The sequence below is a fragment of the Thermoanaerobacter kivui genome (genome assembly GCF_000763575.1).
Taxonomy (GTDB): Bacteria; Bacillota; Thermoanaerobacteria; order Thermoanaerobacterales; family Thermoanaerobacteraceae; genus Thermoanaerobacter; species Thermoanaerobacter kivui.
Genome location: NZ_CP009170.1, coordinates 556,831 through 580,132, shown reverse-complemented (window position 1 = coordinate 580,132; position 23,302 = coordinate 556,831). Strand labels below are relative to the sequence as shown.

General features: G+C 35.7%; 22 protein-coding genes. All 22 read right to left on the bottom strand.

Going from position 1 to position 23,302, the window contains the following annotated elements; genetic code table 11:
• Positions 1 to 29 precede the first annotated feature (29 nt).
• The 22 genes from TKV_RS02855 to TKV_RS02750 all read right to left on the bottom strand — a co-directional run bounded on the left by TKV_RS02855 (position 30) and on the right by TKV_RS02750 (position 23,232).
• Positions 30 to 332 carry a YerC/YecD family TrpR-related protein gene (locus tag TKV_RS02855; RefSeq protein ID WP_003868774.1) on the bottom strand — a complete coding sequence of 101 codons (303 nt, stop codon included), beginning with the start codon at positions 330 to 332 and terminating at the stop codon, positions 30 to 32.
• Positions 333 to 567: 235 nt separating this feature from the next.
• Positions 568 to 885: a PTS lactose/cellobiose transporter subunit IIA gene (locus tag TKV_RS02850; RefSeq protein ID WP_049684679.1), complete on the bottom strand. Its 318-nt coding sequence runs from the start codon at positions 883 to 885 to the stop codon at positions 568 to 570.
• Positions 886 to 906: 21 nt separating this feature from the next.
• The gene (locus TKV_RS02845) at positions 907 to 2,223 is read right to left on the bottom strand and encodes a PTS sugar transporter subunit IIC (protein WP_049684678.1); all 1,317 of its coding nucleotides are present in this window, start codon (positions 2,221 to 2,223) and stop codon (positions 907 to 909) included.
• A 12-nt stretch (positions 2,224 to 2,235) separates the two neighbouring features.
• The gene (locus TKV_RS02840) at positions 2,236 to 2,562 is read right to left on the bottom strand and encodes a PTS sugar transporter subunit IIB (RefSeq protein ID WP_003870491.1); all 327 of its coding nucleotides are present in this window, start codon (positions 2,560 to 2,562) and stop codon (positions 2,236 to 2,238) included.
• 22 nt (positions 2,563 to 2,584) lie between these two features.
• Positions 2,585 to 2,830 (bottom strand): hypothetical protein, encoded by a 246-nt coding sequence (locus tag TKV_RS02835; protein WP_003870492.1) that lies wholly within the window; start codon positions 2,828 to 2,830, stop codon positions 2,585 to 2,587.
• Positions 2,831 to 2,843: 13 nt separating this feature from the next.
• Positions 2,844 to 4,925 (bottom strand): BglG family transcription antiterminator, encoded by a 2,082-nt coding sequence (locus TKV_RS02830; RefSeq protein WP_049684677.1) that lies wholly within the window; start codon positions 4,923 to 4,925, stop codon positions 2,844 to 2,846.
• Between the two features lie 407 nt (positions 4,926 to 5,332).
• Positions 5,333 to 6,733 carry a [FeFe] hydrogenase H-cluster radical SAM maturase HydG gene (gene hydG, locus TKV_RS02825; protein WP_049684676.1) on the bottom strand — a complete coding sequence of 467 codons (1,401 nt, stop codon included), beginning with the start codon at positions 6,731 to 6,733 and terminating at the stop codon, positions 5,333 to 5,335.
• A gap of 72 nt (positions 6,734 to 6,805) precedes the next feature.
• A complete protein-coding gene (gene spoVB / locus TKV_RS02820; RefSeq protein ID WP_049684675.1) occupies positions 6,806 to 8,362 on the bottom strand; it encodes a stage V sporulation protein B in 1,557 nt (518 codons plus the stop codon).
• Between the two features lie 51 nt (positions 8,363 to 8,413).
• Complete coding sequence (locus tag TKV_RS02815) at positions 8,414 to 8,857, bottom strand: S-ribosylhomocysteine lyase (RefSeq protein WP_049684674.1); 444 nt, start codon at positions 8,855 to 8,857, stop codon at positions 8,414 to 8,416.
• Between the two features lie 441 nt (positions 8,858 to 9,298).
• On the bottom strand, positions 9,299 to 10,465 hold the full coding sequence (locus TKV_RS02810) for a M20 metallopeptidase family protein (RefSeq protein ID WP_049686183.1): 1,167 nt from the start codon (positions 10,463 to 10,465) through the stop codon (positions 9,299 to 9,301).
• 18 nt (positions 10,466 to 10,483) lie between these two features.
• Positions 10,484 to 11,278, bottom strand: a complete 795-nt coding sequence (gene murI, locus TKV_RS02805; RefSeq protein ID WP_049684673.1) for a glutamate racemase — start codon at positions 11,276 to 11,278, stop codon at positions 10,484 to 10,486.
• A 259-nt stretch (positions 11,279 to 11,537) separates the two neighbouring features.
• Entirely contained in the window at positions 11,538 to 12,788 is a 1,251-nt protein-coding gene (gene purD / locus TKV_RS02800) for a phosphoribosylamine--glycine ligase (protein ID WP_049684672.1), read from the bottom strand.
• A 15-nt stretch (positions 12,789 to 12,803) separates the two neighbouring features.
• Positions 12,804 to 14,330, bottom strand: a complete 1,527-nt coding sequence (gene purH / locus TKV_RS02795) for a bifunctional phosphoribosylaminoimidazolecarboxamide formyltransferase/IMP cyclohydrolase (protein WP_049684671.1) — start codon at positions 14,328 to 14,330, stop codon at positions 12,804 to 12,806.
• Between the two features lie 41 nt (positions 14,331 to 14,371).
• Positions 14,372 to 14,983 carry a phosphoribosylglycinamide formyltransferase gene (purN, locus tag TKV_RS02790; RefSeq protein ID WP_049684670.1) on the bottom strand — a complete coding sequence of 204 codons (612 nt, stop codon included), beginning with the start codon at positions 14,981 to 14,983 and terminating at the stop codon, positions 14,372 to 14,374.
• Positions 14,980 to 15,990 carry a phosphoribosylformylglycinamidine cyclo-ligase gene (gene purM, locus TKV_RS02785; RefSeq protein WP_049684669.1) on the bottom strand — a complete coding sequence of 337 codons (1,011 nt, stop codon included), beginning with the start codon at positions 15,988 to 15,990 and terminating at the stop codon, positions 14,980 to 14,982. Before purM ends, purN begins: the two co-directional genes overlap by 4 nt.
• 154 nt (positions 15,991 to 16,144) lie before the next feature.
• The gene (gene purF / locus TKV_RS02780) at positions 16,145 to 17,542 is read right to left on the bottom strand and encodes an amidophosphoribosyltransferase (protein ID WP_049684668.1); all 1,398 of its coding nucleotides are present in this window, start codon (positions 17,540 to 17,542) and stop codon (positions 16,145 to 16,147) included.
• On the bottom strand, positions 17,521 to 19,722 hold the full coding sequence (gene purL, locus TKV_RS02775; protein WP_049684667.1) for a phosphoribosylformylglycinamidine synthase subunit PurL: 2,202 nt from the start codon (positions 19,720 to 19,722) through the stop codon (positions 17,521 to 17,523). Before purL ends, purF begins: the two co-directional genes overlap by 22 nt.
• Positions 19,722 to 20,399 carry a phosphoribosylformylglycinamidine synthase subunit PurQ gene (gene purQ / locus TKV_RS02770; protein ID WP_049684666.1) on the bottom strand — a complete coding sequence of 226 codons (678 nt, stop codon included), beginning with the start codon at positions 20,397 to 20,399 and terminating at the stop codon, positions 19,722 to 19,724. The genes purL and purQ overlap by 1 nt, the downstream gene beginning before the upstream one ends.
• Before the next feature lie 2 nt (positions 20,400 to 20,401).
• Positions 20,402 to 20,650 (bottom strand): phosphoribosylformylglycinamidine synthase subunit PurS, encoded by a 249-nt coding sequence (purS, locus tag TKV_RS02765; protein ID WP_049684665.1) that lies wholly within the window; start codon positions 20,648 to 20,650, stop codon positions 20,402 to 20,404.
• Between the two features lies 1 nt (position 20,651).
• Positions 20,652 to 21,359 (bottom strand): phosphoribosylaminoimidazolesuccinocarboxamide synthase, encoded by a 708-nt coding sequence (gene purC / locus TKV_RS02760; protein WP_049684664.1) that lies wholly within the window; start codon positions 21,357 to 21,359, stop codon positions 20,652 to 20,654.
• Positions 21,360 to 21,378: 19 nt separating this feature from the next.
• Entirely contained in the window at positions 21,379 to 21,840 is a 462-nt protein-coding gene (gene purE / locus TKV_RS02755) for a 5-(carboxyamino)imidazole ribonucleotide mutase (protein WP_049686182.1), read from the bottom strand.
• A 57-nt stretch (positions 21,841 to 21,897) separates the two neighbouring features.
• A complete protein-coding gene (locus TKV_RS02750; RefSeq protein ID WP_148307238.1) occupies positions 21,898 to 23,232 on the bottom strand; it encodes an NCS2 family permease in 1,335 nt (444 codons plus the stop codon).
• Between the last annotated feature and the right edge of the window lie 70 nt (positions 23,233 to 23,302).

The window sequence follows — 23,302 nt, the reverse complement described above, 5'->3', positions numbered from 1 at the left end:
CTCCAATTTAGTCTTAAAAAAGCCCGGTTTTAATCCCGGGATTCTGTTTCTAATCTATCTAATATAATTTTATATCCATTTGCTCCATAATTCAATGCCCTATTTACTCTGCTTATGGTAGCAGTACTTGCTCCTGTCTTTTCTGCAATTTCTATGTAAGTCTTCTTTTGGCGAAGCATTTTTGCAACTTCCAATCTCTGCGCTAATGCCTTTATTTCATTTATTGTAGCAATATCTTCAAAAAACCTGTAACATTCCTCTATGTTTTTAAGTTTTAAAATGGCCTCAAATAACTGGTCAACAAGTTCATCTTTAATTTTAGATTCATACATAATTATCCCTCACCTAATGAAATAATTTAATTGTTTACAAATATATTGTAATAAATATTAAAAAATAATTCAATACTTTAAAGCGTTTTTTTATAACGTATACAAAATAGATTTGTAGTTGTTTTGTGGACAAATGACTTTCAAAGCTTCGGGTCATAATGACAAAAAAGAAAAAAGGTGATATAATTATTATAAAAAATACTACCCGGTTTTTCTCCGGGTAGTATTGAGTCTCCTATTTTTGTCTTTTTTCTAATCGATTGACTCTTTTATAGAGTTCAATCATTCTTTTTATTAAGTTTTTTTCAGCAAGGGCTGTCATAAGCTGGTCTTGAGCATGAATTACTAGGAAATTAGGAGCTTCACTTTGCTCTCCTTGTGTCAGCATATTTTGGTATTTATGCCCTTCATAAAACTCTTCATCTGCTTTTTCAAGATGCTTCTCAGCTTCTTCAAAATCTCCTCTTTCGGCTGCATCCAATGCTTCATAAGCTTCCGCTCTTGCATTTCCTCCATGCAATACTAAGTTGTATATTATTTGTTCTAAGTCCATTAGTTTCACTCCCATCACAAATTATTCTTGGTCTTTTACTTCTTTTTCGTTCTTTAAAAGTTGAGCTTCATACATTTTAAAGAAGGGATAGTATATAATCGCTGTTACAATTAAATTTACCAGCTGTAACAAAGCTCCTTGCCAATGGCCACCGGAAGATAAAAATCCGCTTATAAAAACTGGAACTGTAAAAGGCAATTGTATTAAAGGTCTGGGTACTAAATTTACAGCAAAAGCAAAGTAATTTATTGTTACAACAGCTGCTGGAGCTAATATAAACGGAATAATGAGTATTGGATTTAACACAATAGGAGCACCAAAAATCAATGGTTCGTTTATATTAAATATTGCAGGTATAAGCTCAGCTCTTCCAATTGTTCTAAGTTGTGCAGAAGCAGAAAGTAAAAACATTATTGTCAAAGGCCATGTAGTACCTGAACCGCCTAAGTGGGTAAACACATGGAAGAAAGGTTCAGTTACAATACCAGGTAAAGGCAATCCCTTTGCTGCAGCCGCTGCATTTGCAGCCAATTGTGTCATCCAGAAAGGATAAGCAATTGAAGAAACAACATTCATACCGTGAATTCCTAATGACCACAAAAGCATCATGAGTATTATTTCAGCTAAAGCTGCAGGATAACTATTTGATGCAGCAACAAGGGGCTTAAATAAGTCAAGCACCAATTGTGGCAATGTTATATGGAAGTTTGCCCATACAATCCATTCTACAATCCACGCTGACACTATCATTACAAACATAGGAACTAATGCTAAGAAGCTTCTTACCACATAAGGTGGTACACCTTCAGGCATTTTTATTACCAAACCACTTTTGTTAAAGAATCTCACAACTATTGCTGTAATTATGCCTATTATTATTGCTACAAACAAGCCTTGACCGCCGAGGTAATTTAGTACATCTCCAAAAGTAACTTTTGTCACATCTGTTGCAGGAAAGCTTGTTATAAAAAATGCCAACATTGAAATAATTCCTGTCATCGTCTCGTCGAGGTCCCATCGTGTAGCAAGGCTATAAGCTGTACCAAAGGCTACCATCATAGCCATTATCCCAAAAGTAAGTTGGAAAGGTATCATGATTTGAGCTGCAATAGGTTTTACTGCTTTTGCCCATGCATGTATAGGTGCCCAATTAATTCCCTCTGGTGGATTTGCTATAATTAAGAAAAGGGCACCAGTCAAAATCACAGGCAAAGCAAAGCTTGAAAATGCGTCTCTAATTGACTGCAAATACACATTTTGTGCTATACGAGCAAGAACTGGCATTAAAGATTCTTCCATCCACTTCATAAACCAATTGTTTGAAAGCCTATCGTTCATTTTATTCCCTCCTTAAACTTCTTTTCCACTTTTTTTAGCAAGCTCAATTATTTGATTTAATATTTTTTTGCCATCCATCATAGCAAAGGCCTGCATGTCGACTATATCAACAGGGATATTGTATTTAGAAGCGATTGATTCAATTTCTTTTTTGAGATGTCTTACTTGTGGTTCTAATAATGCTACATCGTATTCCTCTGCCTTCTTTTTAAACTCTCCTGTACCGCCGGCATCTACTACAACATCCAATCCTTGCTTTTTAGCTTCATCTGTTACTTTTTTAGCAAGTGCACTGGAAGTTGCTCCCCAGCTGCAGAGTATTACTCCTCTTATTGCCATTTTTAACACCTCCTTTCAAAGATTATTTCATTTTTTTCTTTTTAAGCTTTTTATGTTGTTTTTGTAGGTTACTATCATAAAGTTGTATCATTTTTATGACATAAGTCTGTATTGCAAACACTATTAACATAAAGGCACTTCCAAAAGCCATTATTTTTAAGCCATTAAGGAAGCTATCATGAAACATGGCATAAAATCCTGTAGAAAACCATACTACCCCCAAAAGCAAATAAAATATTTTTCTTTGAACTCTCGATATGCTAAACATTTTTGATCATCTCCTAAGTAATTATCCTTTTTATTTCTTCATAAAATTTTTTCAATAACACTTCTTTTATTTTTTCTTTGACCTCCTTTTGGGACTGTGCTTCGTTAAGAGTATTCACTAAATCTTCTCTTTCAATTAAAGACATACTTAAATCTCCCAAAACTTCAATTCCTTCTCTATCACCTTCTGGTGCTACCATTAAAAAAGCTGTCCTTATCTTTTCATAATCTCCTACAAGATTTTTCATTTTTACTTCCTCTATAACTTTTCCTACAACTACTAATGGAAAATCTATATTTTCAATTGTGCAATGATATATGACAAATCCTTTGTTTGGTAATACTATTTTACCTAAGCTTTCTCTTTTTAAAAGTCTTTCTTTTATTTGCTCCTTTTGATTTTCATTAATTAAATTTTCATCTATCAAATTCTTAAGAATATATTCTATTATTTGAGAAGAATTTTCACCTTTTGCAGTCATGTAAGTTATGGTGTCGCATAGCTCCAAAATTCTCTTACCATAATTGGCTATGTGTAAAGCCTCTTTTTTAAAATTGCCTTCTTCTTCTTTTTTTATTCCATATTCCATAATAAAGTCTGTATTTAATGCCTTCTTTAGCTTTTCTACATCTTCCTTTAAAAGCAAGGGATTTACTACAACGACTTTTTTGTCTTTTATGTCAAGAGGTATTGTAGAAACAATTAAGTCTATATCATCTCTTACTTTTAAATCTTTTAGTTTTATGCTGGAGGTAACATCTACTATGTTTATTTGTGGAAACATCTGAAGTTTTGACATCAGCATCCTTGATGTTCCAATACCACTAGCACATACCACCATTATGTTGTACCTTTGGGAAGCCTCTTTTTTCCTCTCTAAAGCTGCACCAAAATGCATAGCAATATATCCAACTTCATCTTCTGGAATATCCATGTTTAATTTTTTTCGCAAAACATCGCAAACTCTATTACTTTTTTCAAAGAGCAAAGGATATTTTGTTTTTATATCCTCCAACAAAGGGTTTCTTATATCAAGTCCCATCTCCAATCTGTACACCGCCGGAACTAAATGACTCTTTAAGCCATCTTCCAAAAACTCATCTTCTGAAAAACTGACATCAAAAATTTTTTCTGCTTCTTTTATCATGTCCCGGGCAATAATCTCTATGTCTTTGTCATTGTAATTTTGAGTAGTTGACCTGTACTTTGCACCTATAAGGTGTATTGTCACATAGCCAATCTCATCTTCAGGTATAGGTATATCCAATTCTTCTTGTAAATATTTAGCTAATTTTTTAGCAAATTTGTATTCATTAGTTTTTTTAAGTTCCTGTAAATTGTCTTCACCCATTTCAATAGTTTCACCATTTTGAAGCCTTTTTATAGCTAAGGCAAGGTGAACGACAAGGCCTAAATAAGAACTCTCTACAATTTCATAGTCAATTTGCAATTTTAATTTTAAAATTGCCTTTTCTATTTTCAAGACAGTATCGTAGTCAATTAAGTTTAAAAGCCTCAAATCTAAGTTTTTTTCAATATTGTTTTTTGCGAGATATCCTGTTTTTAAGAAATCAATCAAATCTGCAGTATCAAAATTCTCATACAAAAAGTTAGCTATAGCTCTTCTAAAAGAGTTTTCGCTTCCCGATATATAAACGCCATAACCTGGCTTTGTTATTAAAGTTAATCCTTGTTTTTCAATCCACTTTTCTAATTCTTTAAGGTCATAACTTATTGTAGAAGTGGTGACGCCAAATTTTTTGCTGAAATACTCTAATTTAACAGGCTCATTTAGCTGCAAAAGCTCTGACAATATCATTTTTCTTCTCTCTTCTGTTTCAAACTCTGAAGGATATCCTACTATATCCAGCTTTAGCTTCTCAATATCAGCAACATTGCCTTCTATAACCAACCCATCAGTCTTATTTACAATTTTTGAATTGTAATTTTTAACAAATTCATTTATAGAAGCAATTTCTCTGTATACTGTCCTTTTGCTTACATCAAATTCTTTCATAATGTCTTCCATTCTTGTATTTGAAGAGGACAGTATTTTTCTTAAAATTTGCAGTTGGCGCCCTCTCAATTTATTCATTTTACATCATCACTTTTCTGTGACATTAATTTAATAATAGTATCTCTTTTCACGTCTATATTATACACCTAATCGCTAAATTAACAAGGAAAAGATGTAAATCATCTGGCATTAGCATTGTGTCATATTTTTAATTGTAAAAATATACAAAGGAGATATTTTACATCGTCGCTCCGATGTTCCAAAGCGACAAAACTAAAGCTCGACCTTCAGGTTCCGGCAGGGTACCTACGTCAGGTGGCATCCATGCCTTAAGGTGCCCGCCTCCGCCATCCTTGGCTTCGGCCCTGCCTCCACCCTCGGTCTTGCTAAGTTTTGTTACCGCTTTGTAACAAGTCGCTCCTTATGCAAAATATCTCCTTTACGAAAGTTTGTTGATAAGTTTTATTTTATTGGCATTTTGCATATTAAAAGAAAAGATCTCTTTCTCCATTTTCTATTCTTTCTAGTCTTCTCTTTGTCTCTTCCCTTACAGTTATTGATGGAATTTTCTCTAAATTTACCGCTACAGCTTTTTCTCCAATTTCCTTAGTTTTTTCATCCCCGTAATCAATCAAAAACTCTTTGAAGGTTAGTATCGCATTAGGTAGACAGAAGTTGTGTATTTGCCCTGATTTCGCAAAGGTCATAAACCTGTCTCCTGTACGTCCCATTCTGTAGCAAGCAGTACAATAACTTGGAAGATACCCTTGTTCACACAAAGTCCTTAAAATTTCATTAGGGCTTCTTTTATCTTCTACCTCAAATTGTGGCTTTGAACCACATTTTTTGGATATCTCTTCATGATATCCACCTACTCCTGTACAAGAACCTGCACTAATCTGAGAAATGCCAATGCTTATTACTTCTTCTCTAAATTTAGGCTTTTCTCTTGTAGACAAAATCATTCCAGTATAGGGCACTGCCATTCTTATGACTGCTACTAATTTTTTAAAGTCTTTATCTGATACAATATATGGAAATTTATCTATGGAAGTGTTAAGAGCTGGTCTAAGTCGCGGTACTGAAATAGTATGTGGCCCAACTCCAAATTTCTCCTCTAAATGGTTCGCATGATAAAGCATTGCAACAGTTTCGTATTTGTAATCATAAAGCCCATACAAAACCCCTAATCCTACGTCGTCAATACCTGCCTCCATAGCCCTGTCCATAGCAGTCAAATGATAGTCGTAATCGTGTTTTGGTCCCTGTGGATGCATGTATTCATAAGTGGGCCTATGGTAAGTTTCTTGGAATAAAATATAAGTCCCTATTCCTTCTTTTTTAAGTTTTTTATAATTTTCTACAGTAGTCGCCGCTATATTGACATTTACTCTTCTAATACTTCCGTTTTTAAGTTTTGTATCGTATATCGTCTTTATTACATCGATAATATAATCTATAGGGCAATTTACAGGGTCTTCTCCAGCTTCAACTGCTAATCTCTTATGTCCCATCTCTTCCAAAATCTCAACTTCTCTTCTCACTTCTTCCATTGTAAGCTTTTTTCTTTCCTGCTCATTAGAATGTCTGTAACCACAATATCTACAGTTGTTTAAACAGTAGTTACTTACATAAAGGGGAGCAAATATTACAATCCTATTTCCATATATTTCTTCTTTTATATACCTTGCTACTTTAAACATCTCATTGAGCAAACCCTCATCTTCTACATTTAAAAGTACCGCTGCTTCTTCAGGAGTAATGCCTTTTAGTTTTTTAGCTTTCTCTATAATTTCTAATGCATCTTTACTTGTCGCTTTTTTAGCCTTTTCCAAATCCTGTCTTATCTTTTCATCATCAATAAAATCCGCTTTTTCTTTTATCATACTTTATCTCCTCCCTCGCCCTCAGGAAAATCCCCTTGGGCTTAGTTTTATTTTTATTATATACTATAATTGTTAATTTTTCAACAAAATTATTTTTCTTAAATCCTCAAGATAAGGTAGTTTCAGCGCAGAGCAAAGCAGTAAATAGGCAGGAATTCCTATAAAAATTGATAAAAAAATATTTATCCACATATTAACATTAACTGTCAACAATTTACTGTGGATAATTATAACAATTATTCCCATAATTATTGATGCTGTTATCGGTTTTATAAGCCAATTTAAATAGTCTATTCTTAATCCTGTCATTTTTATGAGCTCAAACATATTTAGCATTAAAATAAGAGCATCGGCAAATATAAAGCTGTATATATATCCAAAAAGTCTAAGTTGTGGCATAGCGGTCAAGTAATACATACCTATAATACAGACTCCTAGCCATATTATGGAATTCTTTAAAACTACAGTTTGTTTTCCTAATCCATGGAGAATACTCGCTACTACTGCTTCTAGAAAGGCGAAAATACTTCCCATGGAAATCACTCTCACAAAAGCCCCTACTCCTGGGGAAGAAGGATACAAAAGCTGAGAAATTTGCTCAGGAAGAGCTAAAAATAAAATTATAGCAGGAAAAGCTACTAAAGTAGTATAGCCAATTGCTTGGTTAATCCTAAGTCTTACTGTATCCCACTTTTTTAGAGCAGCTGCTTCAGAAACTGCAGGAAGTACAGTAGTGGAAAGACTTGAAGTTATAACTGCTGGCATGTATGCAAGAGGCACTGCCATACCTAACATTTTGCCAAATTCAGACATCGCTTCACTGTGAGTGAGACCTGAGACAACAAGTCTTGAAGGAATTATTAAAGATTCCGCTAAATCCAACACATTTACAATTAATTTTGAAAAAGTTATAGGTATGGAAGTAACCACTATCGTTTTTACTATAGAAAAAGTATCCCATTCCTTTCCATCATAAGGCATTTCTTTGTTTATAATTTTTACTTCCCTTTTGTAAAAAAGTATGTACATAAGAAAACTGACAATTTCACCTACAGATATGCCAAATATAGCTATCGCTACTAAATATTCAAGTTTAGCTCCTGTAAAAAGCTGTATTAAATATAAAGTTGTTGATACCCGTACTATTTGTTCAACAATTTCTGAAACTGAAGCAGGTATCATATTTATAACTCCTTGAAAAAATCCCTTAAACACTGATGAAGAAGCAACAATGATAAGCACCGGTGCAAAAATGAGAATTGATAAAAGTGCTCTTGGTTCGTGAAGTAACTTTTCAGCTACGTACTTAGTATTAAAAAATAGCAACGAAGAAATAGTAAAAGCAATTATCAATACTATCAAAAAAGTAATTTTTAAAATTTTAAACATATTTTTTTTGTTTCCTTTTGCTCTTTCTTCTGAAACAAAGCGAGAAGTTACAGCCATTATGCCGGAGGTCAAAAAAGTTATAGACACAAAGTATATAGGAAGGACCAATTGATATATTCCAGTGCCCTCTGGCCCTAATATGTTTGATAAAATTATTCTAAAAACAAAACCAATACCTCTATCTATGATATTGGCAACAGTTAATATAAAAGCACCGCGAATAAAAGACCTATTGTGCATAAACGACACCTCACAATAGTTTATTCACGGTGCTTTTAATATATGAAAAAGTCATTCAAGCTTTAAAAGCACCTGCTTTGCGTATTCCTTTGCAGTAAAAAGGGAATGGTCTTTATAATTGCCACACTGAATTTCGTTTACTGCTGGTACTTCCTCTTCTTTGGTTTCTATGACCTTTTGCAAGACTTTTTTCAAAGTCTCTTTCAATTCCTCTAAAGGAGTATCTCCAAATTTTATTAAGTAAAATCCTGTTCTACATCCCATTGGCGATATATCAATAATGTCATCATAATATTCCCTAAAATAGGTCGCAAATAAATGTTCTAACGTATGCATGCCCCCTGTTGGAATGGCATCAGTGTTAGGTTGGATAAGCCTCACATCATATTTCGTTATAATGTCTCCTTTTGGCCCCACCAGTTGCTCTGCTTTTCTCACATATGGCGCCTTTACAGTTCTGTGATCCAGTTTAAAGCTTTCAACTTTAATATCCATTTTTATCTTTCCTCCTAATGTATTGACTTTATATTTATTTTAACACACTATCTCAAATATAAAAAAAACGGCATTAAGCCGGCGTTAAAGGGGGATTAGGGGGAGAAATTTTTGTTAAGTACACAATCTATGGTTTAAAATTTATAATTATAAGCGGCTTCCTCTGCACATCTAATCGCCATCAGCAAGGTGAAGAGCATTATTATGAATAATATCCCTCATCACTTGCTCACGATAAATATTATGCAACAATTGAAGAAAAATGTCAAGATTTATTTAAGAAAATTTTTCTTATGAAGGATTTCCTGCAATTTTGCAACATTATTAATGGTTATAAATAAATAAAACTGCAGTAAACTTTTTCTGCAGTTTTACAAAGTATATTTATAAACAACGTGCAATGAATTTTTCCAAATAATTTGTAATTCCTTAAAAAAATTTTTAATCACTTAGATAATTTAGCACTGTAGCCACATTAACAGCAACACCTATTTTAATGCAATCTTCATCTACATTAAATTGGTTGTTGTGTATAGGCTTATCTATTCCTTTTTCTTTGTTTCCACAGCCAAGCTTATAAAAACACCCTGGCACTCTTTCTAAAAAATAGGCAAAATCTTCTACCCCCATTGTAGGTGCAACTTCTACCACATTATGGTAACCTAATACGGAAGAAGCAGCTTTTTTTACAAGGTCTGTCATTTCTTTGTGATTGACAAGGCATGGATATCCTTTTATTCTTTTAAACTCCACTTCTCCTCCCATGGCTTTAGCTACATTTTGACAAATTTTTTCCGCCATTTCAACAACTTCGTCTCTTTTATCCTCTTCCATCATCCTTATAATCCCTGACATCCTAACTTTATTAGCGATTATATTTCTCGCATGTCCTCCCTCAATTGTCCCTATAGTAAGTACGATGGGGCTTAAAGGATTTGCATTTCTACTAACTATTGTTTGTAGCATATTTACAATATTTGCAGCAATTACTATCGAATCTACTGATTTATGCGGCTCTGCTCCATGACTGCTTTTGCCTTTTACTATTATGTCAAACATATCTGATGAAGCATAAGCTTTTCCATAGGTTATTCCTATTTGTCCCACCTGAAGTTCAGGGTCCACATGTAGTCCTATAATAGCATCCACTTTAGGGTCCTCTAAAACCCCTTCTTCAATCATTGGAAGTGCTCCACCAGTTGTTTCTTCTGCCGGCTGAAATATAAATTTAACATTCCCCTTTAAATTGTCCTTTAAACTTGCCAAAATCTTAGCAGTGCCAAAAAGAACTGCTGTATGAACATCGTGGCCACAGGCATGCATCTTACCTGGAATTTGAGAGGCGTATTCTATATCATTTTCTTCTTGAATTGGAAGTGCGTCCATATCTGCCCTTATGGCTATCGTCTTGCTGCCGTCGCCTTTAAGGGTACCTACAACACCAGTTTTAGCCATTCTTTTCACTTCAATTCCTAAACTTTTTAAATAGTCATAAACAAGTTCAGAAGTTTTTGTCTCTTCAAATCCCAATTCGGGGTACATGTGTATTTTCCGCCTTAAATCTATCACTTCTTTTTCAATTTTTTTCACCTCTGATAATATATCCACCATAATCTCACCCAACTTTTAGTATTTTTCTATATTCACAACATAAATATTGTCAACTTTTTCGCCCAATATCAGCTCTGCTGTTTTTATGAAATTATCTTTATCACCGCTTACAAAAAATTGAATACTCCCTTTTTCTTGTGGATTTAATAAGTTTTGTTGAATCAAATAGTCTTTTACATCATAAGCCAACTTAATCGCTGGGTCAACGAGTTTCACATTTTCTCCCATGATTTCTTCGATAACCTCCGCCATCAAAGGATAATGAGTACACCCCAAAACAAGTGTATCTATATTTTTATCTTTGAGGCTTACCAAATACTTATTTGCGGCTTGGTAGGCTACAGGAGAATTGGAAAGACCTTTTTCAATAATTGGAACAAAATCCGGACATGCAACTTGGTAAACCTCAATATTTTTATCAATGTTTTTTATGTTTTTTTCATAGCTTTTACTTTCAACCGTCCTTGTAGTTCCAATAACTCCTACTTTTTTGTTTACTGTAAACACTGCCGCACTTTGGGCACCTGCTTGAAGAACGTCAAAGAGAATGACATCGTAATCTTCTTTATTTATAGTAGCACAAGTGGTATTACACGCTATTACCACAGCTTTTACCTTTTTTTCTTTCATGAAATTTATGATTTGCTCTGCAAATTTCTTTATCTCTTTACTGCTTCTGTCACCATAAGGCACTCTTTTGGTATCTCCAAAATAGATATAATCTTCTCCTGGCAAAACCTCAACAAGCCTTTTAAGTACTGTCAGTCCTCCCACTCCTGAGTCAAATACCCCAATAGGTCTTGAGTCCATTTCACCACATCCCAATTAAGAATTTAAGTCCTACTTATTATATTATGGACTTTACGCACTCATGATATCTATTATATCACATTTTTTTGCACCTGTTTCACAGTCAACGTCTAAAAACACAGGCTCACTAAGTCGTGTCTATGGCTCATTTTGTGCAGAGGAGACACACTAAGATACTTCCGCAATACACTTTACGCATAAAAGCGGAGACCTTTTTAATGTGACTTTGTATAAATTTAAAAGCCAGTCTTTGACTGGCTTATACTATAGCAATATCTTTCCTGTAATACATGCCTTTGAAATTTATTTTTTTAAGTTCCTCATATACTTTGTCTCTCGCCTCTTTATATGAATCTCCAATTGCTGTAACAGCGAGTACTCTTCCTCCTGCCGTTACAATTTTCCCTTCTTTTAAAGCTGTCCCTGCGTGATATACAAAAGCTCCCTTTACATCTTCTAACCCTGTTATTTCAAAACCTGTTTGATATTCCCTTGGATAACCATGAGATGCCGCAACCACGCATACAGCTTCTTTATTTTCCCACTCTATGTGGATTTTATCAAGTTTTTCCTCTATTATAGCTTCAATTATATCAACAAGGTCTGTTTTTAAAAGAGGCAATACAACTTGTGTTTCAGGATCTCCAAATCTCGCATTAAACTCAAGGACTTTAGGACCCTCTTTTGTAAGCATTAACCCTGCATACAACACTCCTTTATATACAATGCCTTCTTTTTGTAGTGCGTTTATCACTGGCTTCAATATTTTGTCCATCACTTCTTTTAAGAGTTTGTCGTCAAAATAGGGATTTGGTGCAATGCTGCCCATACCACCAGTATTAGGCCCTTTGTCTTCTTCGTAAATCTTTTTGTAATCCATAGCCGAAACCATAGGTACAATAGCCTTACCGTCTGTAAAAGCAAATACAGATGCTTCTTTCCCAAACAGCATTTCCTCTATGATGACAGTATCTCCTGCCGTTCCAAATATTTTTTTCTTCATCATGAGGTCAAGAACTTCCTTTGCCTCTATGAAGTTTTCTACAATGAACACCCCTTTGCCCTGTGCAAGCCCGTCTGCTTTCATCACAACGGGATGCCACGTTTCTTTTAAAAATTTCAGTGCATCCTGATATTTTTCAAAAGCTTTAAATCTTCCAGTAGGAATATTGTATTTATGAAGCAATTGTTTGGTAAAGTATTTGCTTCCTTCAATCGCTGCAGCATCTTTTTTAGGTCCAAAGATTTTAAGCCCCTCTTTTTCAAACTCATCCACAATTCCCTGTACTAAAGGCATTTCAGGACCTACAACTGTTAGGTCAATGTTATTTTGAAGAGTAAATTCTTTAAGTTTTTCAACATCGCCAGCTTTTATATCGACGCATTCCGCAAGGGCAGCTATTCCAGCATTTCCGGGAGCGCAGTAAATTTTGTCCACCTTAGGGCTCTTTGAAAGTTTGTGGACAATAGCGTGTTCTCTCCCTCCTCCGCCTATCACTAAAACTTTCATGTACATTCCTCCTCATCAATGTTTAAAATGCCTTATACCTGTGAATATCATAGATATGCCGCCCTTATCCGCAGCTTCAATTGATGAAGCATCGTTTTGTGAGCCACCTGGCTGAATTATAGCAGTTATGCCGCCTTTTACAGCTGCTTCCACAACATCTGGGAATGGGAAAAAGGCATCTGATGAAAGAACACTTCCTTTTGCTTTTTCACCAGCTTGTCTTATTGCTTGTTCTGTCGAGCATATTCTGTTGACTTGTCCAACGCCAATACCTACAGTTGCGCCATCTTTTGCAAGTACAATTGCATTAGATTTTACGTGCTTTACTACTTTCCATGCAAACCTCAAATCTTCCATTTCTTTTGGAGAGGGTGCTTTTTTGGTAACTACTTTTAAATTATCCTCTTCTAAGTCTACTTCATCTTTTTCTTGTACTAAAAGTCCGCCTTCTACTTTCTTTAAATCATATTCTCTCACGTATCCTTCTTTAAGTTTCAATATTCTCAAGTTTTTCTTTTTCTTTAAAATCTCTAAAGCCTCAGATTCAAAGTCAGGGGCAATTACAATTTCAAGGAATATCTTTATCAATTTTTCAGCTGTTTTAACATCTACAGTCCTATTTAATGCCACAATACCTCCAAATATGGATACAGGGTCACATTCATAGGCTTTTAAGTAAGCATTGTATATGTCATCTGCAACAGCTACTCCACAAGGATTTGTGTGCTTTATAGCAACCACTGCAGGCTCTTCAAACTCTCTTAAAAGTTCTATCGCCGCATTAGCATCGTTTATATTGTTAAAAGAAAGCTCTTTGCCATGCAATTGTTCACATTCTGCAATACCATAAGCTTTTAAATGATTCTTATAGAAAGCCGCTTTTTGGTGAGGGTTTTCGCCATATCTCATGTCTTGGGCTTTTTCATAAGCAAATGTCATAACCTCTGGGAACTCTACACCAGTCTTTTCTATTAAGTAATTGTATATTAAAGAATCATAAAGTGCTGTATGTCCAAAGGCTTTTGCCGCAAGATAAAACCTTGTCTCTTCTTTAGTATTACCGTTCTCTTTTATTTCCCTTATAACCATATCATAGTCTTTTGGGTCAACAAGAATAGTCACATACTTGTAGTTTTTAGCAGCAGCTCTTATCATTGAAGGACCGCCAATATCTATGTTTTCTATAGCCTCTTCTAAAGCAACATTTTCTTTAAGAATAGTCTCTTTAAAGGGATAGAGGTTTATTACGACGATATCGATAGGCTCAATACCATGCTCTTTAAGGGCTTTCATGTGTTCTTCATTATCTCTTACAGCAAGAAGCCCTGCGTGGATTTTCGGATGAAGTGTCTTTACCCTTCCATCCATAATTTCGGGAAATCCTGTTATGTCTGATACTTTTACTACATTTACGCCATTTTCTTTAAGAAGGTTATAAGTCCCACCTGTTGATATTATCTCATAGCCCAGTTCATTGAGCTTCTTAGCTAAGTCCACTATCCCTTCTTTTTTTGAGACACTGATTAATGCTCTTTTTGCCATAAAACTACCTCCTGTTTTTTCTTTTTTACTCTCTTGAAAGTCTATCCTTTTATGCGCACTTTCCTTCCTTCTACTATGAGCTTTCCTTCTGTAAAAAGCTTGACTGCATAAGGTAAAACTTTGTGTTCTACTTCAAGCACTTTTTTGGCAATGGTCTCTGGCGTATCCTCTTCATCGACTTTCACAACTTCCTGAAGGATAATAGGTCCTGTATCAGCACCACTGTCCACAAAGTGAACCGTGCAGCCTGTGTATTTTACTCCGTATTCGTACACCGCTTTATGTACTTTCATTCCATAAAAGCCTTCCCCACAAAAGGCGGGAATGAGGGAGGGATGTATGTTTATTATTCTATTAGGAAACTTTTGCACGATTTTTTCGTCGAGAATTGTTATACAGCCAGCAAGTATTATTCCATCGGGGTTTATTTTTTCAAGAAGTTTTAACAATTCTTGTTGAAATCTCTCTTTTAATTCCTTTTTAGGAAGGCAATAAGCAGCAATTCCGTGTTTTTTTGCTCTTTCAAGAGCGTATGCCTCTTTTTTGTCACTTATCACAGCACATACAGTGGCTTTAATATAACCTTCCTCAATGGCATCAATTATTGACTGTAAATCACTCCCATTTCCTGATGCCATTACTACAAGGTTCATAAAACTACACCGCCTTCACCCTTTTGTATTTCACCTATGACATACACTTTATCCCCTATTTGACCTAATCTATTTATTGCTTCATCTACTTCTTCAGGGCTTACTATAACTATCATGCCAATGCCCATGTTAAATGTTCTAAACATTTCTCTTTCTTCAACTTTGCCCATTTTTTGAATTAGTTTAAATATAGGCGGTATTTCCCATGTACCTTTATCTATTTTTGCAGACAACCCCTTCTTTACAATCCTTGGGATGTTGTCAATAAAACCTCCACCTGTAATATGGGCTATTCCTTTAATTTTTAACCCCTTTAATGCCTCTATTGACCTGACATATATTTTTGTGGGAGTTAAAAGCACTTCTCCTAATTTCATGTCAAGTTCAGGTATAAAGTCCTTAACAGAAAGATTGTTTTCCTCAAAAAAGATTTTTCTAACTAAAGAATAGCCATTACTGTGAATGCCAGAAGAAGGAAGTCCTAATATCACATCACCTTCACACATGCGATTTGGGTCAATTAACCCTTCTTTTTCCGCAACACCTACCGCAAAACCAGCAAGGTCGTATTCTCCTTCCTTGTAAAAGCCCGGAAGCTCTGCTGTTTCACCCCCTATTAAAGCACATCCAGCCATTTTACAACCTTCTGCGATCCCCTTAATTACCTCAACTGCCACTTCACTTTTTAACTTTCCCGTTGCAAAATAGTCAAGGAAAAAAATAGGCTTTGCGCCTGTTACAATAATATCATTTACACACATAGCCACAAGGTCTATGCCTATTGTATCATGCTTGTCCATCATAAAAGCTATCTTAAGTTTGGTCCCAACACCATCAGTACTGGATACAAGTACAGGATTTTTGTAATTTTTTATTTCAACAAGCCCTGCAAAGCCTCCTACGCCTTCTAAAACATTGTCTGTCATAGTTTGCTTTGCTATAGGCTTTATCATTTCCACCAGCCTATTGCCCTCATCTATATTTACCCCAGCGTCTTTATATTTCATAATTACACACCTACTTTTTAATATTTTATGGCATTTCTTTCGGGTCTGAGATTCTTCGAGGTCCTTCGGTACCCCTTCGCTTATGCTCAAGGTTTCGGCTCAGAATGACAGAAGTGAGTCTATGCTTTTATGCATAAAATGTATCGCAAAAGTGTTATTTCTTCTCAAAGAGATATTTACTTCCTTCTTTTGGCACATACATAGGATATACTCCATCAAAACATCCTGCACAAATAGAATCTAATCCTACACTTTTTTTAAGGCCTTCAATGCTTAAAAATTGAAGGCTATCAGCTCCTATCAATCTGCACATTTCTTCAACTGTCATTCTGGCTCCTATTAGCTCTTTTTTTGTAGGGGTGTCAATTCCAAAATAACAGGAATATTTAACAGGAGGCGAGCTTATTCGCACGTGTACTTCTTTTGCTCCTCCAACTTTTAATAAATTAACTAATCTTTTCATCGTAGTACCCCTCACTATTGAATCGTCAATCAAAACTATCCTTTTCCCTCTTACCAATTCCTTTAACACATTTAATTTTACCCTAACTCCTGTCTCCCTGTCTTTTTGGTCGGGCGCTATAAAAGTCCTGCCAATGTACTTGTTTTTGATAAGTCCTTCTCCCATAGGTATACCCGATTGTATTGAATAACCTCTTGCTGCCGCAATCCCCGAATCCGGCACAGGCACCACAAGGTCTGCTTCTACAGGTGCTTCCATTGCCAATCTTTTGCCCATCTCAAATCGCGTAAAATAAACGCTTTTGCCATCTATAACGCTATCTGGTCTGGCAAAATAGATATACTCAAAAACACAGGGCATTCTCTTTTTATTTGTCTCTAATTTAACAGAATTTAACCCACTTTTGTCGATGATGACTATCTCCCCTGCTTCAACATCCCGTATTAGCTCAGCTCCTATCACATCAAGAGCACAAGACTCAGAAGATAGGAAATAAGTGTCATCTTTTTTGCCGATACAAAGAGGCCTTATACCGTTAACATCCCTTATCCCTATCAACTTATTGTCAGTCAAAATCACTAAAGCATAAGAACCTCTTATTTGCTTTATAGTCTCTTTGAGAGCTTCTATCAACCCTTTTTGATAGTTCTTGGCAATTAAATGGAGTATTATTTCGCTGTCCGTCGTCGTCTGAAATATTCTACCATCATTTTCAAGGTCATTTCGCAATTCCTCAGCATTTATCAAATTGCCATTGTGGGCAAGAGCCATGTACTCATTTTTAAAATTTGCCACAAGGGGCTGTGCATTTACAATGTCATTGCTTCCTGTTGTAGAATACCTTACATGGCCTATACCCATTTTCCCTTCTAATATCTTTAAATTTTCTTTATTAAAAACCTCTATAGCAAGTCCTAATCCCTTAACACACTGAACATTTTCACCGTTGTAAACAGCTATACCTGCACTTTCCTGCCCCCTGTGTTGTAAAGCTTGTAAGCCATAGTAAATGTAAGAATGCACAGAAGTAGTCAAGCTATATGCACCAAAAACTCCACACTCTTCTTTTAATTTGCCTCCATTTCCCATTTTATTCTCCCTCTCCAGCTTTCCTCTAGGACTTCTAAAGGAATGTCTATTACTCTCTTTCTGTTTACATCAATTACAATATCTTTCGCTGTCACATGCCCTACCACTTTAGCTGGAACTTGATATTTGTGAGCAAGGTCAAGAATTCTTTCTAAATTGCTGTTGTTCGCAGTGACTATTGCCCTTGATTGAGATTCAGAAAACAATTCTACATCTTCCCTAAAAGTAGTTTCTAATGATATTTTAGCACCTTTTTTGCCCAAAATCGCACTTTCTACTAATGCAACTGCAAAACCACCTTCTGAAATGTCGTGAGAAGACTTTATCAATTTTTCCTCTATAAGCTTTAATACCAAAACTTGTAATCTTTTTTCTTTGTCTAAATCTATTTGGGGTACTTGTCCTCTTGTTATCCCAAAGTAGACCTTTAGATATTCACTTCCTCCAATTTCACCTTTGTTTTCACCTAATACTATGATAAGGTCGTTTTCTTCTTTGAAGTCCATTGTGCAAATTTTTGACACATCCTCTATAAGCCCTGCCATTCCTATCACTGGTGTAGGATAAATAGCACTTCCTTCACTTTCATTATAAAAACTTACATTGCCGCTTACTACAGGAATTCCAAGCGTTTCGCAAGCTTTCGCTATGCCAAATATAGAATTTTTAAATTGCCAATAAATTTCCTTCTTTTCAGGATTTCCAAAGTTCAAACAATCTGTGACACCAATTGGTTTCGCCCCAACCATACAGAGATTTCTCGCTGCTTCTGCAACGGCAATTTGCGACCCATTGTAAGGATCTAAATAACAATACCTTCCATTGCAATCAGTTGTCAAAGCAATAGCCTTTTTAGTTCCTTTTATTCTCACAACAGCTGCATCCATACCCGGTCCTATTACTGTGTCTGTTCTTACCATATAATCGTATTGACTGTATATCCACTCTTTATTTGTAATGTTGAAAGAAGAAATGACATCTTTCAAGGTTTTATTCATATCCTCAGGGCATTTAATTTCGTCAATACTAAATTTGTTAACTTCTTCCTTCCATGCAGGCACTTCTGCTTCTCTAACATACTGTGGCGCATCTTCTGTCAAAGATTTTACAGGAACTTCTGCAACAACTTTACCTCCTTTGATAACCCTAAGCATTCCATCATCAGTGATTTTCCCTATTGTAGCCGCATTTAATCCCCACTTTTTGAATACCTTTTGTACCTCTTCTTCTCTTCCCTTTTGTACTACTACCAACATCCTCTCTTGAGATTCCGAAAGCATTATTTCATAGGGCGTCATTCCTTCTTCTCTTAAAGGCACCTTGTCAAGGTCAAGTTCCATGCCAACTCCGCCGCGAGAAGCCATCTCACAAGAAGAAGAGGTAAGTCCTGCTGCTCCCATATCTTGTATTGCAACTACTGCATCTGTCTCAAAAAGTTCAAGACAAGCTTCCAGAAGTAGTTTTTCCATGAATGGGTCTCCCACTTGCACAGAAGGTCTCTTTTCTTCAGACTCTTCACTTAATTCTTGGGATGCAAAACTTGCTCCTCCAATGCCATCCCTTCCGGTAGTTGCACCGACTACCATTACAGAATTTCCTATACCTTTTGCCACGCCTTTTTTTATTTTATCTTTTTCTACTATTCCTACACACATCGCGTTTACTAAGGGATTTCCTTTATACGCATCGTCAAAGTAAGTATCTCCACCAACCGTCGGAATTCCTATGCAGTTTCCATACCCTGCTATGCCAGCAACTACATTTTCTATAATGTATTTAGTTCTTTTATCATCGGGTAGTCCAAATCTTAATGAGTCTAAAAGAGCTATTGGCCTTGCTCCCATCGTAAATATGTCTCTTATTATTCCTCCCACCCCTGTCGCTGCTCCTTGATAAGGTTCAATAGCGGAGGGATGATTGTGGCTTTCTATCTTCATTACAACGGCTAAATTGTCCCCAATATCTAATACTCCAGCGTTTTCCCCTGGCCCTTGTATTACTCTTTCTCCCTTTGTAGGAAGATATTTTAGCATGGGCTTAGAATTTTTATATGCGCAGTGTTCTGACCACATAACACTGTACATTCCTAGCTCAGTTATATTAGGTTCTCTTTTTAAAATGGATACTATTTTGTCATATTCTTCGTCAGTAAGACCAAGTTTTCTCCATATCTTTTCCATCAATTAACCCCGCCTTTTATAAAATTATCCACTATGGACCCTAAAATATAAAGACCATCGGTGTTGCCGAGCAAAGGTTCATACGCTCTTTCTGGATGTGGCATCATACCTAACACATTGCCTTCCTTATTTATAACCCCTGCTATTCTCTCAACTGAACCGTTGACATTTTCTTTGTACCTAAATACAATTTGATCGTTTTTCTTCATATCTTCCAGTGTTTGACCGTCTACATAATAATTGCCTTCTCCATGAGCAATGGGAAGACTTATCTCTTGTCCTTTTTTAAGCCTTGTAGTAAAAGGAGTTTTGTCATTTTCCACTATTATACTCACTGTCTTACAAATGAATTTCAGTCCCTCATTTTTTCTCAATGTCCCTGGAAGCAGTCCTGCTTCAGTAAGTATTTGAAATCCGTTGCATATACCTATTACATATTTTCCTTTTTCCGCGGCTTCTTTGACAGCTTCCATAATAGGAGAAAACCTCGCAATAGCTCCTGCCCTCAAATAGTCTCCGTATGAAAATCCGCCTGGAAGCATTATAACATCGTATTTGCTCAAGTCTTTCTCTTGATGCCACACGTATTCTACTTCTTGATTAAGACCATATTTAACCGCATAATAGCAGTCCACATCGCAATTGGACCCTGGAAAAACTACAACAGCAAATTTCATCCTTATCCCTCCCCAATTTCAAAGGTGTAATCTTCTATGATGGGGTTTGTCAGTATCTTTTTGCACATCTCATCGACTTTTTGCTCTAGGAGGGATAAATCACCATCCTCAAAAGTTAATTCAATATATTTTCCAACCCTCACATCCTTGACACCCTCATATCCCATTGAATGCAACGCACCTTTTACTGCTTTTCCTTGGGGATCGAGTATTCCTTTCTTAAGTGTTATATAAACTTTTGCAACCACCACTTCATATACCTCCAAGTCTCTTTAAAATTTCAATATAAGCTTCTTCTACATTTCCTAAGTCTCTTCTAAATCTATCTTTATCAAGTTTTTCCATTGTATTTTTATCCCATAATCTACAAGTATCAGGTGAAATCTCATCAGCTAAAATAACTCCTTCTCTACATCTGCCAAATTCTAATTTAAAATCGACAAGAATTATGTCTTTAGATAAAAAATATTCTGAAAGAATGTCGTTAATTTTTAGTGACATCTTTTTTATTGTTTCAACTTCTTCCTTTGTCGCAAGGTCCATCGCTTCTATATGATATTCATTAATCATTGGATCGCCCAATTCATCGCTCTTATAACAAAATTCTAACACAGTTGTTTTTAATTTTTTACCTTCTTCAATCCCCAGTCTTTTAGAAAGGCTTCCTGCAGCATAATTTCTTACAAGGACTTCTAAAGGCAAGATTTCTACTTTTTTTACTAGCATTTCTCTGTCACTCAATTTTTTTACATAGTGAGTAGGTATGTTATTTCTCTCTAAAAGTGCAAATAATATTGCCGAAATTTTATTGTTCAAAACGCCTTTCTGATGTATTGTACCTCTTTTAAGACCATTAAAAGCTGTTGCATCGTCTTTGTACTCAATGATGTAAAAATTTTCATCCTCTGTTTTATAAACCTTCTTTGCCTTTCCTTCATAAAGCAATTCTGTCTTTTTCATTTTTACCCTCCTTTTCTTTTTAATTGTTTAACACTTCTTCTGCCATTTGATTTCTATAGTCCATAAGCATTTCTTTTAAGTAAGGATATTTTAACGAAAGGATATGACAAGCCAGAAGCGCCGCATTTTCTGCCCCATCTATAGCTACTGTTGCAACAGGCACGCCTTTTGGCATTTGCACAATTGACAAAAGGGAATCAAGTCCATCTAAGGTAGAAGATTGTATGGGAAGACCAATAACTGGAAGTAAGGTATAGGAAGCGATAACCCCAGGTAAATGAGCTGCTTTTCCTGCTGCCGCAATAATTATGTCATAATACTTATCGGCATTTACAGCAAACTCTTGCGTTTCAAAAGGAGTTCTGTGAGCAGACAGTACTTTAACATCATAGGAAATTTCAAATTCTTCAAGAATTTTTGTGCATCTTTCAATCACAGGAAAATCAGATTTACTTCCAATTACTATTGCAACTTTAGGCATTTTCAATAAAAACCTCCTATCTGTTTTAAATTTTTATAAAAGAGGGGAAAACCCCTCTTATCTCAAAACAAAATTTATTGTAAAAGCAACAGCAATTACATACATCATCCAATGTATCTCTTTAGCTCTGCCCGATAATAATTTAACCAATGTATAAGAAATAAATCCCAAACCCAATCCTGTGGCAATGCTGTAAGTCAAAGGCATTCCTATTATAGTAATAAAAGCAGGAAAAACTTCTGTAAAATCTTCAAAGTTTATGTGTACTATCTCCGTCATCATCAAAGCTCCAACTATTATTAAAGCTGGCGCTGTAGCAAATGCTGGAACTAGCCCTACCAAAGGAGCTATGAAAAGTGCCAACAAGAAAAACACTGCTACTGTAATGCCTGTCAATCCAGTTTTTCCTCCTTCTGCAATGCCCGCAGCACTTTCAATGTAAGAAGTCACAGTACATGTCCCTAAAACTGGCGAAATCATCGTCCCAACAGAGTCAGAGATAAAAGCCCTTCCTAAAGCTGGAGATTCATCTTTCTCTCCTAGCAACCCTGCTTTCTTAAGAAGCCCCATCAAAGTTCCCATGTTGTCAAAAAGTTCAACTATTGTGAAAGTAAAAATTATGTTTAAAAGTCCATAATGAAAAGCTCCTATAATATCAAGTTTACCAAATGTGGGAGCAAGACTCGGTATGTGAAGGCTTATCACATCGCCTATCCCTTTAGGAAGAGGTGAAACGCCAAATATCATAGATACCACAGTGGTAGCTAGAATTGATATTATGAGAGCTCCTCTGACACCTCTAGATATCAGAACAGCTGCCAGTATAAGTCCAAAAATAGAAAGGAGAGTCTCGGGCTTTAAAATATGCCCAAAAGCTACCAAAGTAGCATCAGATTTTACAACTATCCCTGCATTTATAAGTCCTATAAATGCTATGAAAAGTCCTATTCCTACAGGAATAGCTGACCTTAGTGAAGGAGGAACAGCTTCTATTATCCAGCTTCTTATCTTAGTGACAGTGAGAACTAAAAAGACTACTCCTGAAAAAAACACGGCTCCTAGCGCTACAGTCCAATGCAGTCCAAACTGCTTAACTACTGTATAGGTAAAAAAAGCATTTAACCCCATGCCCGGCGCAACAGCAATAGGATAATTTGCTAGAAGAGCCATAAGAGTCGTAGCAATTGCCGAAGACCATATAGTAGCAGCAATTGCAGCCTCTTTTGGAATTCCGGCTTCGCTTAAAATCTGTGGGTTTACAAATATTATATAAGCTAAAGTGATAAAAGTAGTAGTACCTGCCAAAACTTCTGTCTTAAAATCTGTGTTTCTCTCTCTTAATTTAAATAATCTTTCAATTAGTCCGTTCTGCATATTTGACTTGTTTTTCATCAATTATCCTCCTTTTTCAATTTTAAGAAAAAAATATGCCCGGCAGGAATAGAGTGAAACCTATCCTCCC